The sequence below is a fragment of the Pseudomonas sp. MWU12-2319 genome (assembly GCF_023242525.1).
Lineage (GTDB): Bacteria > Pseudomonadota > Gammaproteobacteria > Pseudomonadales > Pseudomonadaceae > Aquipseudomonas > Aquipseudomonas gingeri_D.
In genome coordinates, this window is the sequence record NZ_JALJES010000013.1 from 198,793 (window position 1) to 214,974 (window position 16,182).

13 protein-coding genes and 1 pseudogene are annotated in these 16,182 nt (G+C 54.8%); 10 read left to right on the forward strand and 4 right to left on the reverse strand.

The genetic code is table 11. From position 1 onward, the window contains the following. Positions 1 to 8: 8 nt before the first annotated feature. Entirely contained in the window at positions 9 to 2,099 is a 2,091-nt protein-coding gene (locus tag M5C01_RS21625; RefSeq protein ID WP_152740733.1) for a hypothetical protein, read from the reverse strand. 344 nt (positions 2,100 to 2,443) lie between these two features. Between M5C01_RS21625 and M5C01_RS21630 the strand changes: the two are divergent. After that, positions 2,444 to 3,113: pseudogene (locus tag M5C01_RS21630) on the forward strand (recombinase family protein). Between the two features lie 4 nt (positions 3,114 to 3,117). Further along, a complete protein-coding gene (locus M5C01_RS21635; RefSeq protein ID WP_152740732.1) occupies positions 3,118 to 3,606 on the forward strand; it encodes a hypothetical protein in 489 nt (162 codons plus the stop codon). Positions 3,607 to 3,942: 336 nt separating this feature from the next. Here the strand turns inward: M5C01_RS21635 and M5C01_RS21640 are convergent, their stop codons facing one another. After that, positions 3,943 to 5,043, reverse strand: coding sequence for a hypothetical protein (locus M5C01_RS21640; RefSeq protein ID WP_152740731.1), 1,101 nt, complete (start codon positions 5,041 to 5,043; stop codon positions 3,943 to 3,945). A gap of 256 nt (positions 5,044 to 5,299) precedes the next feature. Further along, positions 5,300 to 6,265: a hypothetical protein gene (locus M5C01_RS21645; RefSeq protein WP_152740730.1), complete on the reverse strand. Its 966-nt coding sequence runs from the start codon at positions 6,263 to 6,265 to the stop codon at positions 5,300 to 5,302. 394 nt (positions 6,266 to 6,659) lie between these two features. Between M5C01_RS21645 and M5C01_RS21650 the strand changes: the two genes are divergently transcribed. Genes M5C01_RS21650 through M5C01_RS21670 form a run of 5 tightly spaced genes read left to right on the forward strand, consistent with a single transcriptional unit; the run spans position 6,660 to position 11,332 of the window. After that, a complete protein-coding gene (locus M5C01_RS21650; protein WP_152740729.1) occupies positions 6,660 to 7,064 on the forward strand; it encodes a TIGR03757 family integrating conjugative element protein in 405 nt (134 codons plus the stop codon). Further along, positions 7,061 to 8,008, forward strand: coding sequence for a TIGR03756 family integrating conjugative element protein (locus M5C01_RS21655; RefSeq protein WP_152740728.1), 948 nt, complete (start codon positions 7,061 to 7,063; stop codon positions 8,006 to 8,008). The genes M5C01_RS21650 and M5C01_RS21655 overlap by 4 nt, the downstream gene beginning before the upstream one ends. 48 nt (positions 8,009 to 8,056) lie before the next feature. Then, the gene (locus tag M5C01_RS21660) at positions 8,057 to 9,451 is read left to right on the forward strand and encodes an integrating conjugative element protein (RefSeq protein ID WP_152740727.1); all 1,395 of its coding nucleotides are present in this window, start codon (positions 8,057 to 8,059) and stop codon (positions 9,449 to 9,451) included. Then, positions 9,448 to 9,792: a hypothetical protein gene (locus tag M5C01_RS21665; protein WP_152740726.1), complete on the forward strand. Its 345-nt coding sequence runs from the start codon at positions 9,448 to 9,450 to the stop codon at positions 9,790 to 9,792. Before M5C01_RS21660 ends, M5C01_RS21665 begins: the two co-directional genes overlap by 4 nt. A 1-nt stretch (position 9,793) precedes the next feature. Next, complete coding sequence (locus tag M5C01_RS21670) at positions 9,794 to 11,332, forward strand: conjugal transfer protein TraG N-terminal domain-containing protein (protein ID WP_152740725.1); 1,539 nt, start codon at positions 9,794 to 9,796, stop codon at positions 11,330 to 11,332. 589 nt (positions 11,333 to 11,921) lie between these two features. Here the strand turns inward: M5C01_RS21670 and M5C01_RS21675 are convergent. Further along, a complete protein-coding gene (locus tag M5C01_RS21675) occupies positions 11,922 to 12,896 on the reverse strand; it encodes a DUF3742 family protein (protein ID WP_152740723.1) in 975 nt (324 codons plus the stop codon). A gap of 562 nt (positions 12,897 to 13,458) precedes the next feature. Between M5C01_RS21675 and M5C01_RS21680 the strand changes: the two genes are divergently transcribed. The 3 genes from M5C01_RS21680 (at position 13,459) to M5C01_RS21690 (ending at position 16,178) form a co-directional block, all read left to right on the forward strand. Continuing rightward, positions 13,459 to 13,806: a hypothetical protein gene (locus M5C01_RS21680; RefSeq protein WP_152740722.1), complete on the forward strand. Its 348-nt coding sequence runs from the start codon at positions 13,459 to 13,461 to the stop codon at positions 13,804 to 13,806. Between the two features lie 305 nt (positions 13,807 to 14,111). After that, entirely contained in the window at positions 14,112 to 14,816 is a 705-nt protein-coding gene (locus tag M5C01_RS21685; protein WP_152740721.1) for an ankyrin repeat domain-containing protein, read from the forward strand. A 162-nt stretch (positions 14,817 to 14,978) separates the two neighbouring features. After that, positions 14,979 to 16,178, forward strand: a complete 1,200-nt coding sequence (locus tag M5C01_RS21690) for a lysozyme inhibitor LprI family protein (protein ID WP_152740720.1) — start codon at positions 14,979 to 14,981, stop codon at positions 16,176 to 16,178. The last annotated feature ends 4 nt before the right edge of the window (positions 16,179 to 16,182 follow it).

Here is a 16,182-nt window from a genome sequence, read left to right on the forward strand (position 1 = left end):
TACCTTTGCTAAGGCATGGTCAGGGGTGAGCCCGTTTTTCTCATATCAATCAATTTCCCGACACTGAGACAGCTGAGGATGGCAAGCGTCTGCTCTTCACTTTCTGGCTCAAGAACATCATATGTATGCCAATGCATTGGGATCTCGCCTTCTGCAATGAGATGAACATTCTGGATTTCCTTAAGCGACGCTGCGTGCACCTCAACAATCGTCGGAGACATAGCATAGTTCATAAATGTTTGCTCTGCTTCTTCTAGACTTTCGTACAGAACAACAGCATATCGGTAGTCCGAGGGACTTGCAGCAAGGAATTTCGCTCTACCATCCTCGATGAAGTGTTTGAGCAGATGTTCATCCAACACAGGCGTATTGTCACAAGGGAAGCCAGCATGGAACTGGTCATTGATGACCACAAGTGGATGCACTACCACATCATTCAGACAGTCACTCAAGTCAGGGTAGTGCTCTGCACAGAATCTCGACAAGTGACTCCGAACATACTGTGTCTTTCTTTTGGCTTGGCCTGCCTTTTTGTGGATTCCACTCTCCTTTTCATGCAGGACATTGTGATAGTCCAGTGGGGTAATCGGGATTCTACGGCTACGTAGCTCTACCACGACGATGGTTTTACCGAAGCTGAACGTAAGATCGATTTCCTCTCCCGCCCCACCATATTTCAGATCGATCGCGCCGGTCCACTTCAAGTGCTCACAGATAGGGCCGCTTCCAGCTTTGCACTCCTGCATCACCCTCACCATATGCTTCTCAAAATGGCGCCCACGGAGATTCGCTTTAGGATCTACCAGCGGGAGCCACATGTCCACATTCCTGCGGAGGCTGGCAGAGAGCAGCGCACCGGTAGATAACGCTACCTCTCCCTCAATGGCGAGCAGGGGCTTCAGCCAAAGATCATCTTGAAGGCTTGCGGCCTCGTAAGTGAGGAAGCTCAGTATCGAAGCTATCAAAGACTCATCAAATGCAGTGACCTCAGCTAGTACTCTGGTCAACTCTGCTCGATTGAGCCAAACGCAATATTCAAGAAGCTCCATCAGACCGCTGGGTGAGGAATCACCCTTTTGATCAGACATTTGATGGGCGATTAATGTTAGATGAAACCATACAAGCAGGATATTTCGCACTGAGTAGCTTTGCCCTTGGGCATCTTCAGGGCACTTCACCTCCATAATATCAAACAGATACTCCTCAACCCCTAAAAATTGCTCAATCCATCTCCCCCTTACATAACGCCCAAACATTTCATCAAACTGATCATACCTGTGAATCGTTAACACCCCTCCCTCACCGAATTTAATAAATTTTTTCGGCGCAGCAGAACCCAGTACAAAATTTGAATTATAAACTAAGTGCTTAGCTTGAAGTGACGCAGTACCGTTTTGATGATCCCTGCGATAATCGCAGATGGCTTTCATCTTGCCCAAATCATTCTGCTTAGATACAAAAATAATTTTTTTATCAGGAACAAACGCGAAATATGCATCCCCAAAAAGAACTTCCTGCCAAATAACAGAACCATTATGGTACAACTGAGAGCAGTTCAGCTCACTCAACATAAAAGTCAATTTATCAAGCCCTGGCGGATTCCCTTCGAAAGCCTTGTACATCTCCGCCAATTTATCTTTATTTTTTAAAGCATCATAAATTGCCGGGCAGATGCTATCGAGCCTCATCATTACGACTTGATTAGCATGCACTCTCGTTCCGTCTTGAGTGAGATCCGTCTTGTAGCCAATCATTTTCTCAAGGGATGGACCATCATCAGGATTAAGTTCACGCATTTGCTGCGCCGAGACCTGCATATATCCAAGGTTTGCGGCTGCAAGATGAACATGAAGGATATCCTTCAAAACTAGACTCTCATCCTTCCTCAGCTTATGATGTTCACGAGTAAAGGATATCCGTTTAAAATGAACACCCAACCAGCTAGCTGCTTCTGCTATCGAACGATCAATTGGATTGTTGTCCGTCAGACTTTCGAAGACATTCTGCCAGTGCTGGACATCCCAACCAGTTTCGGATGTCGGATGGGAAAGCTGGCGCTTTCGCGCCATATTCAACATCGTACTTTGATGCAATCTCATGCTTACTCCATGTCAAATAAAACGCCAATACTGGCGTAGACTCTAAAGGTATCGGCCTAAATACGAGCCCCTTAAGTCGGGGCGCCCCCACGTCAACCAACAACCGTCGCGCCCCCCCCCTGGGCATAATGAGAGCTCAGGTTGTTGTCTACAGATCGGACTTCAAGCCAGTTGGGGGAAAACCACCAGGCCTTACCTCCCAGACTGCCGAATATCCGGCTCCGTATCACTTTGCATACCTGCGACTTACTACACCCCCCCTTCTCGATCGGCCCGAAACCAACTATTTCAGTCCCGCTCCGTGTAGCACCTTAGGTGCGCCCTAACGGATACATAACGCCTCCATGTTCATCCGCGCTTATCTCCGAGCATCCACCAACGAGCAGGACGCCAGCCGCGCCCGAGCGTCGCTGGAGACGTCCGTCGGCGAGCACAACAAGGTTATCGCCTGCGAGTACCTGGAGAACGCCAGCGACGCAGCCTCTGATCGCCCAGAGTTGCTACGCCAGCTCAAGGACGCGCGCAAGGGTGACGTGCTGCTGGTTGAATCGATCGAACGACTATCCCGTCTGTCGACTGAAGACTGGACCAAGCTCAAGGGTGCTATTGACGCCAAGGCGTCTTAGCATCGTTGCACTTGACTTGCCCACCAGCGACTATGGGCTGTGCGATACCAAGGGCTATGAGTTCACCGACCGGATGCTGGGAGCGATCAACTTGATGCTGGTGGGAATGATGGAGGCAATCGCACGGAATGATTACGAGCAACGCCGCGAGCGACAGGCCCAGGGCATAGAGAAGGCAAAAGCTGCCGGCAAGTACCAGGGACGCCCGATGGACGTCGACTTGCACAAGCGCGTGACCGAACTGCTCGTCGTGGGCCTAGGAATCCGACATACCGCGTCCTTTTCGCCGGAATTGCTTTCTCGTCGATGGTCTCGCGCCTTAAGATCACAGTCTATTGACATCACGACAGCTATTGCTGATGGTATTTCGCCACTATTAAAAGGATAGCCCGATGCAAGATATAAGAGTTCACGTAATTAAGTTCGAAGAAGGACCAGAGAAGTTTAATGGATCAGTATCTGACTGGAATTTGATGCTTCCTGAAAAAGTTTCGGACGAAGACGCACTGCGTATAGGATATGTCTTGGAGTTCGATTCGGGGGGTGATGGTGAGCTTTTCAAGGTTAGGCACTGGAACCGAAAAATAGTAGGCGGCCCCCTCACAAAAAAAAGTGAATGGACTCTTGAACTTGGTGCTTCGCGGCGGCTGAGTGCAGCAGCAGTTGAGTCAATAATGGATGCCTATACCCCTGGAACTGATCTCGATGATTTGTTCGTAGAAAAGCTAGAGTATTGCTTAGTGCATGGCCATAAAGCTCCCGAGCGGATAGACAACACTGGCCTTTTAAGGCACGCCATGTCTTTTGAGGAGGCCAAGATGGCAGTAGCGAATTTCTATTCCGTGGGTTCGGATCAGGTTCACATTCGAATTATTGGCTAGGCAATAGAGCAGAAGACCCGCTTCGGCGGGTTTTATTTCTTAAAAAAGAATAGTGGCACAGCACTCCCCACCAAACATCACCTGCACCAAGGCCGGACTAACCCTGTTTCAGCACTGACCACTCTACTATCGCGCTGCATATCCGATACTAAGCGAAAAACCAAGACCCGATTAAATAAAAATAGCAGAAGACAGATTACTCCCCGAATCCACTCGCAGAAACTCCAATTCAAAAACAAACAATCTTACGACTGCCCTAGCCACCCCCAAAGTGAATCATCTCCACAGAAAAAATCGAAGCATACTTAACAACCTCTCTGCTAGCCATTGAAACAATTACAGCTCTTTTGTCAAATAGGCAGCCATATTTTCGAACCCACTCACCACCGCGCAGTCGGTAAACTGATCGAGCCCGATATGTGAATCCTTGAGGAGAGCAGCAAGCTTTTTGTCAGTAAATAGTGCTTCAGCAACAGGTAAAGCGGTACCTGCAACCATGAAGTCCATGAAGTCCCCACTTTTGAATCGTCGTTGAGAGTCGTATCGCATCAGCCCGTGAAGTGCGGAAGTAATCCTAAGAAATGAAAATGCTCGTGAAGTCGGTTGTTTGACCCAATGCACAAGTGCCCGCCCAGCCAACTCTGTAATTTCCTGAGCGGATAGCCCTCCTCCTACACTAATATTCCAAGCCTCTATCGCACCCTTCAATTCGACAAAAATTCCTACCTTGAGATTTACGATCAGCTCTTGATAATCCTGTTTCCCTTGATTCGCTTCTGATATCCCATACGAGTTATTCCATCTAGGCCCTTGTGCTGAATAGCCAAGCTCAAGCTGCAAGGAAAACGGTAACTCTGCAAAGGTGTCGAAGAGTGCTTTGCTCAAGGTAAGCTCATCAATTATAGGCGCTGCGCGCCCACTGAAAGACACCGCAGGTAACCCTAATAGCTCAACTGGGCTACAGAGAAATTGAGAAGCATCATTCTCCTCCGTAAAATCGCCACTTATCAATCTCAAAATTTCTTCTTCAGTACGCTCAGAAAACGGGGCAATACAGCAGCCTTGTGACAAATCATCCACAAAGCTCAACAGTGAGTTTTGTGTTCCCTGATCCGTCATTGAGTCCAGCTCTAAGAAGCTTGTGACCCCCATTGGAAAGATAAAATTATTGCTCGACCTGGCATGAACCATAGCTTCCGCGAACTCAATCATCGCAGGTGTCAGCCCAGGCTTTCCTTGCTGATGGTCAGCTAGGCATTTCCAGGCGTTTGTGTCCAAATAGATCAAACGTCGGTGACCTATCCGAGCAACCCTGTCGCGGCGCACTGCTCGAATGTGATCTGGTAACGACACCTGTTGCGTTAACCGATGACGCTCAATATGCAGGTCTATACGCTTTGAGGCTGACTCAATAATTCTAGCAAGCTTTTCAGGCATTTATTACGCTCGTTTTTAGGGAGTGAGACTGCAGGATTTGCATCTGCGGATGCCTTCGCACGTGATACTCATTAGCGAGTAGAGTCGCCGACATCACCATGCTAGCGCAAGTTGAAAACCGCGGCAAATAACCTACATACCGATAGTCAGATAGATTTTATGACCAACGTATCTAAAGGCAAGGACCCACCCCGCAGAAGGCCGAGTTTGCCATCTCATTGGCCCGTAAAAAAGCGGACTGAAGGAGTTGGAAAATCTATTCCCCCCTCAGCTTGTCATACTTATATTGGCAATAACTGCACACATCGCCGTGAAAGCATTCATCTACAGTTAGTGGCGCACCACACAATGTACATTCTGTATTTTCAGGTCCTTCAGAACAGACCACACAAACCGCTTCATGATAGATATATGTTTCTTTGCCACATGCTGGACACTCAGATGTTACGGGGTCACCTCCATCCTTGATGGACCAATAATTCTCAGCTGCCATGGCCAGCTCAACAGCCGGTGCGACAATTTCACTATATGAAGACTCACAATCGCAGGCACTACATCGGAACGTCAGGGCATCCGCTGATGCCCCAATGTCAAAGACCCGAATCAAATGAGAATCACACTCCGGGCATACCATCTCTGGTACCGATTGCGCGACCACATTGTAGGGCCAAGCTACAGACTTGAGATTTTGTTGGCAGGCTGCCAGTTCGGCATCGTAAACGGTTGCCTCTGCGAGCATAAAGTTCCAGCAACCCAAACCGAAAAGATCCTGAGGTAACACTTCCAAATGTGGCTCGCAGAACTCAACGATCAGGTGCAGCGCGTTGGAGACAGCCTCCCGCATCTTATCTTCTGGTAGCCGAGTGAAATAGTGCTCAATATCGTTCCTGATCCTTTGAAGCGCGCGGAGCCGCTTCCAATCGACACCCTTGATACCCAGCGCTGTCAGCCGCTCCTGAATATCAACCACCTCTACCGTCTTCGTCCCCTTGCCAACCCAAGCAATTTCGCCTGTGGTTTTATTGACGCTCGGGATGACCTTGATCTTGAGTAACACCTCATCAGAATCGACTGGACTCATCTCCTGAAGCTTGTGCTTAAACAGAAGAAGAATGCCTGCGTAGATATTTCGAATCACCGACAGCACTCGGCGCGGATCATTGCTCTTGAAATCCTCCATTCCAATCTGGATGGACGCGACAGAGTTGTTAAGGATTGACATGTCGAACAGACTCCTCCCTGAGAAAGTCCCGCAAATCTACCCCCTCCGCCGGCATTTAGCCAGTATCTTGTCCCTTGGCTCAGAACCTAGACCAATTGGCAGTAGTACAGCACTCACGGTGACACCCCGGATGGTCGCTAGGTTGCGCAGGGGGAACTCGCCGGGTCAGAAGCGGCACTGAGCCAGTGCGACTTCAAACGCTCAGCGGATTTGTGATTGATCCTAAGGAAGTTGGGCAGGGCCTCTTAGAAAACATACCAACAAGCTCACAAGGTATTCACGGAAAACACCTCATCCCGTCCCCAAAAAAGCCATCGCCCGAGATCCTGTTTTCTTGATGTGATTGTGCATCGTTTTCGGGAAGATTCGGTTTTCAGTTATCTGGGTCTCTCTCATGAAGCTATCACCCTCTCTCCGGTCGCTCGGCCTGTTTACCCTACTGACCGTTGCTCCCTCTTGTTTCGCCAGTACCTGGGTCATCACAGACTCAGCCCATCCCGTTGAGGTGACGGCGGACGTCCGCCTGGTCCACCTGGATCGACTTGATCAGTTGGAGGCGGAGCTTTCCAGTTTGCTGCCTGACGATCCTGGCCAGGCACAGGCTGTTTTTCGGGAAAGCCTCACCGCCGAGGCTGCTGCCGAGATCAGTCAAGCTCACCAGGACGTGGTGGATGCCTGGAGCCTGGGCGTCACTAAGATGCCGGCCGTTGTCGTGGACCAGCGCTACGTCGTCTACGGCGACCCAAACCTTGAACAAGCGCTCGCGAAGATCGAGCAGTTCAGGAGGGGTCGGCCATGAACATGGGTTTGCCGCGTAAGCGTGTGAGGTCATGGGTACCGGTCCTGCTGGCCCTTCCCTATTCGACCTTCAGCCTTGCCCTAGACACCGCCACCATCGTCCCGTCTGTGTCATCCCCGGACTGCATGAACTACCAGGTCGTTGGGGTGTGCTATTGGCTCCGGTGCACCACCTTTGGCTGTGACGTGAACACGTCGTCCAAGGTTCGGCATTACGTGCCCGATGCCGTGGTCTCCAGCTATTCCTCCACAGGCGAGAATCCCTGGACGGAGGTCAAACTGCTGAGCCCGAGCAACCCGATGGCCCAGGGCGGTGGCAGCGGTACCACCAACAACTCAAACGAGAACAACCTTGCGGTGTTCAAGAACGTCGATGTAATCGGCCACCCGGGCATCGCGGCATTCAATGCCTTTGCCAGTGGGTCGGGTTATACGTGCGCAGGAGCCGGCACACCCTATGTGCCCAACCTGCTCAGCACCCTGGATCCTCTCGGCTGGCGCCACGGTATTCCGGAAAGCCTCTACCCGCCTTCGCTGATCCCGGGCCTGCGCGAGATCGGCAGTCGGCTGGCGCTGAACCTGTGGGGCAGCGTCTATCCGCGCAGTGGCTTTCTGCACCAGCCTGACGACTACAAGGCCTCTGCCGTGACAGCTCAACGTGCGGGAGACATCGTCACCCGCCTGGGCCAGTTGCATGTCTACCAGCCGCTGCTGGCACTCCCCAGCCCAGGTTACTGGCCCGCGGGGGAACTGCGCGAGTCCGATCCCAGCACGGGCAAATGGCAGTCGCTGACACCGGTGCTCAGTCCCTCCTGCTCGGTCTTTCCTCACCCGGGCCCTCTCCCTCAGGCCCGGGGCGGCGGTTATGCCTGGTCGCTTTGGCGCCCCTACACCTGCTGCAAACGAGAGGGGCAGACCTTCCTCGGTAGCACCGGTCCTCAATAACGTCTTTCCCCGTTTTTTGATCGTTTCTCACGAAATGGAGCTTCGCCTATGACTCGGATGTCAGCGTTTTATCCTTCTTCAGCCGCCCCCTGGCTGATCCTACTCACGGCCCTATCGAGCCCCCTCACCTTCGCAGCGTCCCCCAGTTTCAGCAGCACCGGCAGCGTCATCGGTGACGATGTGCTGTACCGCATTGGCGGTGGTAATGCGGTCTCCATGGGACGTGCCGGCAACATGCGCAGTATCGGCGTAGGTGTCGGCTGGAACAGCAACCTCATGTGCGGAAACATGGACCTGTCCACCACCCTGCACAACCAACTCAACGGACTCACCGATGGCTTTCAAAGCATCATGGGCAGTTTGATTCAGAACGCCACAGGTGCCGTGGCATCCTTGCCAGCGCTAATCATCCAGCGGGCAGACCCGGCCCTGTACAACCTGCTCACCAACGGCATCCTGCAAGCACGTCTGGACTTCGATCGTTCCAAGAGCACTTGCCGCGCCCTGGCCGAGCGCATGATCAATGTGGCCGGCAGCCAGAGCGGCTGGGGCTCACTTGCCGAAGGCCAGGCCCTCAAGGAAGCCATGGGCCAGAAAAGCGATGCCGTCGCGGTGACGGCCCAGGCCGAGTCGGACAAGGGCAATACCGGCATTCCCTGGGTGGGTGGTGACAAAGCCGGTGGCCAGGGCCAGCCACCGATCCGGGTGGTCAACACCGTCACCAAGGCCGGCTACAACCTCCTCAACGGTCGCGGCGCTACAGAGACGGGAACCATTGCACCGGTCGACTGCAACAACGGGATGCTCTGCGGTGTCTGGCGCTCACCCGATGAGGCCGCCACGTTCGCCAACCGTGTCCTGGGTGAAGTGGAACAGCAGACCTGCGAAAACTGCACCAAGAGCACCACCACGGCGGGTGTGGGCCTGACGCCGATGATTCAGGAGGAGTACGAAAGCAAACTCCAGTCGCTGCAAGCGCTGATTGCCGGTACCCAACCGCCCAGCCTGGAGAACCTCGCCGCCGCCGGCAGCAGCTCGATGCCCATCACCCGGGGCGTCATCACCGCGCTGCGCGATGAACCTGACCAGGAGCTGTTGGCCCAGCGCCTGGCGTCGGAGATCGCGGTCACCAGCGTGCTGGAGAAAGCCCTGCTGCTGCAACGTGCACTGCTGGCCGGCAAAAAGGAACCCAACGTCGCCGCCAACGAGATCGCCACGGCGGCGGTGAACCAGGAGCGAGAGTCCCTGCAACAGGAAATTACCAACCTGCGGACCGAGCTGGAACTGCGCCGCGCCCTGACCAGCAACTCCCCCGCTGCCATCATCGCCCGCCACACCGAGCGCAAGGACAACTCCCGAACCATCTACGAGGGCGACCCGGACACCAACCGCCTTGAGAGCGTGGAGAAGGACGTCAACAGCCGTCGGAGGACGCAGCCATGAGCACGCACTCTTCTTCCCGCCTCAAAAGCCTGGGCATCTGGGGTCCCATCGCTGTCGCCTTGTTGGTCATCGTCATCGCCGCAGCCTTCAACCTGGGCGGCGTGTACGTGATGCAGGGGTTACCGGCCTGGCAGACCTGGAGAGCCCACACCTACTGGTATTTCTTTGCATGGCGCATGGCGCTCTACAGCGTCGCCCTGCTGGGGTGGCTCAAGTACCGCGCACGTCTGCTCGAGCGTGGGCCGGGCCCAAGCCCACAATGGCGCAAAGCTGAAATCGCCGTCGTGCTGGCCTTTGTCCTGATGGAGCTATCCCGCGCCTACACGCAGCTAGGAGGCTGATATGACCCTCTACACCAACGACTATCTGGAGTACTACCTTACCCTGGTGGGCTGGCTCGTCGGCAACGGCATTTGGGACGTGCTGATGGACTCAGGGCTCTTCGCCCTGCCGTTCTTTGCGATCCTGCTTCAGGAATGGCTCAAGGCCCGTGATGAAGGCGCCGATGAAGGCAACAAGGGCCTGCTGGCCGCCACCCGTATCGAGAACCGCCTCTGGCTGGCCACCGCCGTGATCATGTTTGCGGGCGTGCCCTTCATGGAGCTCAACCTCACGACCCTGCAGTTCGATGACAGCCGTTCACAGCAATGCCAGTACCAGGTGCCGATGCCCGAGGACACCGGCTGGGGGCGCTCCTTCACCTCCCTGAACAACCAGAGCGCCCGCGTGCCGGTGTGGTGGTGGTTCGTGCACTCAATGTCCAAGGCGGTGACCGGCGCCGCAGTGGCGGCCATTCCGTGCGGGACGGATCTGCGGCAGATGCGCATGCAGGTCAACACCACCCGGCTGCACGACCCAGTGCTCGCCCAAGAAGTCGCTGACTTCACCAACGACTGCTACGGCTACTCCCGGGCCAAGCTGTTTATGAGCCGCCCCACGCTGAGTGACGAACAAACCAATGACATCAACTGGATCGGCTCCCGATACTTCAACCAGCAGTCCGGGTACTACGACACCTACCACTCCAAGACCCCACGAGCTGAGTGGCCCTACGATCCGGTGCGAGACATGGGATTGGCCGAGGTCAGTCATGGCGGCGGTTACCCGACCTGTAATCAGTGGTGGGCCGACAGTGACCAGGGGCTGCGAGCACGGCTACTGTCTCAGGTAGACGTCACGCTGCTGGATCGCTTTGTGCGGTGGGCCAGCTCCATGCCCCAGGATGAAGTGAACGATGCGGTCATTCGGCAACTGGTGTCGCCGAGTAGCCAGCACATGACCCAAGGGCAGCTCTACTCTGACTATGGCGGCCAGGTGCAAAGCTCCATTTACAACGACTTGAGTCGAGCGGTGGGCACCATTGGCTTATCGATGGGAACGGCTGCGTACTTCCCGGCGATGGACGTTGTGCGCCAGGCGCTGCCCATGGTGATGGCGGCGCTGAAGATGGCGCTGGTGATCTGCATACCACTGGTGCTGATTTTCAGCACCTACGACCTGAAGGCCGCCGTCACGGTTTCAATCGTGCAGTTCGCGATGATCTTCGTGGACTTTTGGTTTCAGCTTGCGCGCTGGATCGATTCCACCATCCTCGACGCCCTGTACGGCCAAAACTCGCCCTACTCGAATCTGGAGCCGTTGATGGGCTTGCACAACATGCAGGCCGACATGCTGCTGAATTATGTGATGGCGGCCCTGTTCATTATATTGCCAACGTTCTGGATGACTGCCTTGGCTTGGGCAGGCATACACGCTGGACCAATTATCCAAGGGTTGGTAGGTGGAACCAGTGGAGCCCAACAACAGGGGGGCAAGGGTGGGGACATAATGATAGGGAGCATTCAAAAAAATACGATGCCAAAGAAAAAGACAAAGAAATGACTCCTACAAGTCACGATCAAACCTCGGGTCATGAATATATTTAGGTGCATGGGGATCAGGACAGAGCTCTTCCACATCATAATCTACTATCTCTCCGCCACAGTCTGACTCTTCTCTCCGAAGTCCCTGGAGCGCCAAAAGTCCAACGATTAACAGGGACATCCAAAAAGCCAAATACAAGAAACAACCTACAAAAACCAACCTCACCGACCATTTCAGGATGCCCGCCAGAACGGCGGGCACACCTTTGTCCTTTAACCACCCCATGACTGTATCCTCAGACCTCAGGTAGCGGCCAGAGAGCCGCCCCAGCGAGAAGCCCAAGCGGTATGAGGGTCCTTGATTCTTGCTGTCGTCTGCCATGCTGCTGACCTCTGCTTTTGAGATTCCATTCTTCGCACAGTTCAAAGGTGCGATTGTTCGGACCAGCTTTGCAGATGATCCGCAGAAGCGCCTGTAGGGCTTTTCGGCAAACACAGACAGATTGGCCTTTTAATGGAGAAGCTGTTGAAGTGGCATCACCCTCGCGGACCATGATTCAGCAGGTTTCTTACCGTTGCGTGGTCGAATCGATCGATGGCGGATCAGGTCAAAGCTCTTCCACATCAGAGTCCACTCTCTCTGCGCCGCAGTCGGGATCCTTTCTCAGAATGCCCATCAGCACCAAGAGCCCAAGAATCAAAGGCACTATCCAAAACGCCAAATACAAGAAACAGCCGAGAAAGATCAGCCTCACTGACATTTTCAAGACGTCGGCCAGAACCGTGGGTACGCCCTTGTCCTGTAGCCAGTCCATGCAGTCATCCTCAGCCCTCTGGTAGCGGCCAGAGAACCGCCCCAGACAGAAGCCCAGCCGATAGGACGATCCACGACGGGCGGCAGAAGGCCCGTCCCCTTCGCTGTTGTGTTGTGCTTTGCATCGTGCCCACCAGTCCTTCAACGTCTGCATCTGTGCCTGCGAGGCCGCAATGAGCTTAGGGTCAGAGGTGGTTTTGATTACCTTCACGACAGCCAACTCGGCGTCGAACCGGTGCACCGTGTATTTGTAGTTGGAGCCGCCCTCTTCTTCCGTGTACCTGGACTGGGTGACATGTAACACAGCGTTCGCCCCCCACAGCCTGGCGGTCTCGATCAGCAGTTGGCGGGCGTCGCTGAGGTCACTGGATTCGCTCCAGCCTTTACCCGTGATCAACACCCTCTTCATACCTTTCGGTGGGCCGGCTTTGGACCAGACGAAATCGTAGGGTTCAACATAAATGTCTGTCGGGCCAGGTCCAGGAACCACACGTTTTGCCTTCGAGCCCTTGGCAGAAGGTGTCGGCATGAACGTGACGTTCTGCCCGGTCACCAGAGGCGCTCGACCTTCGACGTCATCAAGGTGGAAAAAGTACTGCTCGCCGTCCTCCCCTTTGATGAAACCGTAGGCCTTGATGGGAGCAAAACTGATGACGACACCTGCGATGCTACCGGCTGCTCTACTGTCCATGTCTGCCACGTAAATCTCTCCATAGTCATACGTCACTGGTAGCCCGTCTGCTGCTTCATCCGCCACGAAGATCAGCACAGCGTTTCAAAGAACCCGCAGCCGTTACTGGCCTGCAGGCCCTCAGCTTCGCAGATGGATACGAGACATATGCGTAGGGGAATTCGCAAAAAAAGTGGGTGTTTTTCAGCAGGAATCGCCGCCGCTCGAGAGCTCACGGTGACCTTCAGGTGTGAAGTTGGCGCGGGGTGGACGGTGGGGAGCTTTTTCAGGGTTCGACGGGCCGTTGAGCGAACGCTTTTCCGCAGTGATATGCCATGGCCAGCAAGACAACTCGCTTTCCATCGAGTGAAATTTCCTAGAAAATCCTGACCGCTTGTTTGCGCCTGATCTCGCGGCTAGTCTTCGATCCGTCACTGCCAATTCAGTGACCGGGTTTAGTCGCCCGCCAGTTTGATCAGGCGCACAGCGCCACCTTCTACGAGGCGCTTTTTTTCAGCCTCCGTTTTATGGTGGCCGTGCGCAGGGCACTTCGGTGCGCCGGGTTTCCTGATCACCGGTCGACTAACCTGCGCACGGCTGCCACCTCTTCGTTTAGTCGCGAATGTGACGGCTCCCTCAACAGATCGGGAGTAACCACTCTATGTTCAAGCCCACCCCCAATCCGCCTGTTTTCTCCAACGTTGAATCCATCGATCCTCGCATCGCCGACCGGGCCTTGTCTCACTACAACCTCGGTCCAGACGCGCGCCCGAAACCGGCCTCTGTCACCGTACTGCATGATCACCTGAATGAACCCAGGAATCAGGAAGACGCCCTCGCCGACGTCTACTCGATTCTGCAATCCGCTGCAGCCACCGCTTATGAAAACGCCGACAACCAAACCGGTGCGAACCGCAAGGTGGCGATGGGCGTGATGCATTTGATTGAGTTGGCACAACTGAGAATGGACTCGGTGCTGAATGAGCAAACGGTCAGCGCCAGCAACTGACCGAACTCTGCGAATGAGCGGAAAGCCTCGCTTCCCGCTCATTCGAGCCTGGAGCTCAGGGACATAAAAACCAATGCAATGTTCGACTCAGTTAAACCACTACAAACATACCTTGCGGATTAGTACTCTCAGACGCTGGCTACACGCGGTGCTCGTGGACCATGGTAGCTCCGCGCTGATCGAAAGCCCAAAGCTACTAGCGACCGTCCACCATGGATACGTAACTTATAAGTGGCTAGTATGGCGCTTTGACACAAGGGACACGCGCTATAGCCAGTAATACTGGTAGCGCTTTGGAGATAAGGATGAGTTATCAGCAAAAGCAGCTTCTCAGCCAAGCCACCCGAGACGGAAAAATTGAAGAGATTCTTCCGATTTTGGGGCCAGATTACGACTTTGCAGACGACGCCGCTGGTATCGTCAACATGGCAGCCCACTACGGGAACGAGGCTTTAGTTCTACAAGCTCTAGATCTCGGCGCAAGCGCTGCAAAAGGCGACGGTGATAGTTTCCCGATCATTAGTGCATGCGGATCTGGCCGGCTCTCTCTGGTCAAGCTGCTTTTGGAGCGCGGCGCCCAGATTAATGTGATGAACAAGCATGGGGAAACAGCAATAAAAGCCGCGGCCCGTAATGGCCAGATCAAGGAAATGAAATTTCTTATCCAGGCCGGCGCATCCCTTGATGGCGCAATGAACGCTGCCGTGGACCACCTCCGGATTCCGGCTGTGAAATTTTTGATTGAAGTAGGGGCTCCATTAGATCAGCTAGGACATTCTGGGCTTACACCCCTGATGAATGCTTGTTCCGCAGGGAAAAAGAAGGGAAGTGAAATAGCCCTGCTATTACTCCGCGCAGGCGCAGATCCGACTTACGTTCGTGAAGGTGATGGAATGTCGGCCACAAAATTTGCGCTATGGGGCCAGTGTACCAATGAGGTATTTACAGAGCTGCTACTCAAAGGCGCACCTGGGGTAGAAGACGGATTTCCGATTATCCGGCTCGTATAGGCCATAGGAGGTATGCGTCCGGGTATCCCGTCTTGCGTAGGCGTGTTTGCCATTCGCTTACTGGGTCGGCGTCGCGCCATCATGAACACCAGGGTCGATAGACGTGGAATCAGCGGTCTTGGCACAATGTTCACTTGGAAAGGAACCCACCCAAGGAACACCATGGCCCGCCCCGTACCCCCTCTGCGTTCAATATTGATGATTGTCGGACTGCTGCTGAATGTGGGCACGCCTGCCGTGGCGGCGTCCTTCGATTGCCAGAAAGCCTCGACACCGGTGGAACGAGCTATCTGTGCCAGTCCCGAATTGAGCGAGCTGGACAGCACCCTTGGTGCACACTACAACCGGGCAATCACCAAGCTGGCGCCTGATCAGCGCGACGCCTTGCGCACTGGCCAGCGTACCTGGTTGAAAGCGCGCAACGCCTGCGCCGCTGAACCAGACAAACTGGCTGCCTGCCTGCAACCGCTGCTGAGCCAGCGGGTGGTCGAGGTGGGTACGCTGACCCAGCCTGACACAGCGGCTCTGGACGCGACCATCGCCAGCATTCCCTACCACCCGACCGAGGCGGCGCAAGGGCTGAGGCGTTATCCGAGCAGTGAGTTAGCCGCGGCCTGGCGGGTTTATCTGCATCGTTTTGAGCCGGTCAGTGGGGTGACGCAAGAGGAAGCCGACGCGAGTCGCCAGCAGGTACTCAAGGCCCTGGCTGACGATGACTTTGCGCGCTCGGTGTTTAGCGACATTGAGAATGATCAGTCAGTGAGTCGCGACCGGGTCGAGTTGACGCTGCTGCGCATGATGATCGAACGGGCACAATACGCATTCTTCGCCGACCAGCGCGCCTATGTGCACTGCTTTGTTTTCTCGCGCCAGGGTGAGGCTGCCTATGACGCCTTCGGCTCGCTCTACGGTTCTACCCGTGACACCTTTGCCCCGATCTGCGCGCCCCAGGGCAACCTGTTTGAACAAGGTCCCTGGAAGCAACTGAGCAGCAGCTTTGACGCGGCGCTGTCTACGGCGAGCGGGAATGCCGGCACCATCCGCTTTGCCAGCTATGCCGACTGGCACTTGATGGCGCTGCGGGCTACGGTGTCTCCCCGGGACTTTCTCAAGGCGCCGGCTGCAAAGGCGGATGATCCCGAACAGAACGTGCGTGACTGGACCGACGACAAGTCCTGGCCGAAAAAGCAGCGTCAGCAGGCCTTGGCTGCGGTTGAACCCGCTCGGCAGGCGACCAGCATCTGGTTGCAGCACGAGCGGGGTCTATCGGCGGGCGAGGCACAACAGGCCGCTCGGGAAATCGTTCGGCAGTGGATGAGCCAGCGCCTGGATTTCATCAGCGAAAACAGCGGGGCCGGGTAAGCCC

Coding starts and splice junctions, on each gene's coding strand:
- M5C01_RS21625 (WP_152740733.1), bottom strand. CDS start 2,099: ATGAGATTGCATCAAAGTACGATGTTGAATATGGCGCGAAAGCGCCAG.
- M5C01_RS21635 (WP_152740732.1), top strand. CDS start 3,118: ATGCAAGATATAAGAGTTCACGTAATTAAGTTCGAAGAAGGACCAGAG.
- M5C01_RS21640 (WP_152740731.1), bottom strand. CDS start 5,043: ATGCCTGAAAAGCTTGCTAGAATTATTGAGTCAGCCTCAAAGCGTATA.
- M5C01_RS21645 (WP_152740730.1), bottom strand. CDS start 6,265: ATGTCAATCCTTAACAACTCTGTCGCGTCCATCCAGATTGGAATGGAG.
- M5C01_RS21650 (WP_152740729.1), top strand. CDS start 6,660: ATGAAGCTATCACCCTCTCTCCGGTCGCTCGGCCTGTTTACCCTACTG.
- M5C01_RS21655 (WP_152740728.1), top strand. CDS start 7,061: ATGAACATGGGTTTGCCGCGTAAGCGTGTGAGGTCATGGGTACCGGTC.
- M5C01_RS21660 (WP_152740727.1), top strand. CDS start 8,057: ATGACTCGGATGTCAGCGTTTTATCCTTCTTCAGCCGCCCCCTGGCTG.
- M5C01_RS21665 (WP_152740726.1), top strand. CDS start 9,448: ATGAGCACGCACTCTTCTTCCCGCCTCAAAAGCCTGGGCATCTGGGGT.
- M5C01_RS21670 (WP_152740725.1), top strand. CDS start 9,794: ATGACCCTCTACACCAACGACTATCTGGAGTACTACCTTACCCTGGTG.
- M5C01_RS21680 (WP_152740722.1), top strand. CDS start 13,459: ATGTTCAAGCCCACCCCCAATCCGCCTGTTTTCTCCAACGTTGAATCC.
- M5C01_RS21685 (WP_152740721.1), top strand. CDS start 14,112: ATGAGTTATCAGCAAAAGCAGCTTCTCAGCCAAGCCACCCGAGACGGA.
- M5C01_RS21690 (WP_152740720.1), top strand. CDS start 14,979: ATGGCCCGCCCCGTACCCCCTCTGCGTTCAATATTGATGATTGTCGGA.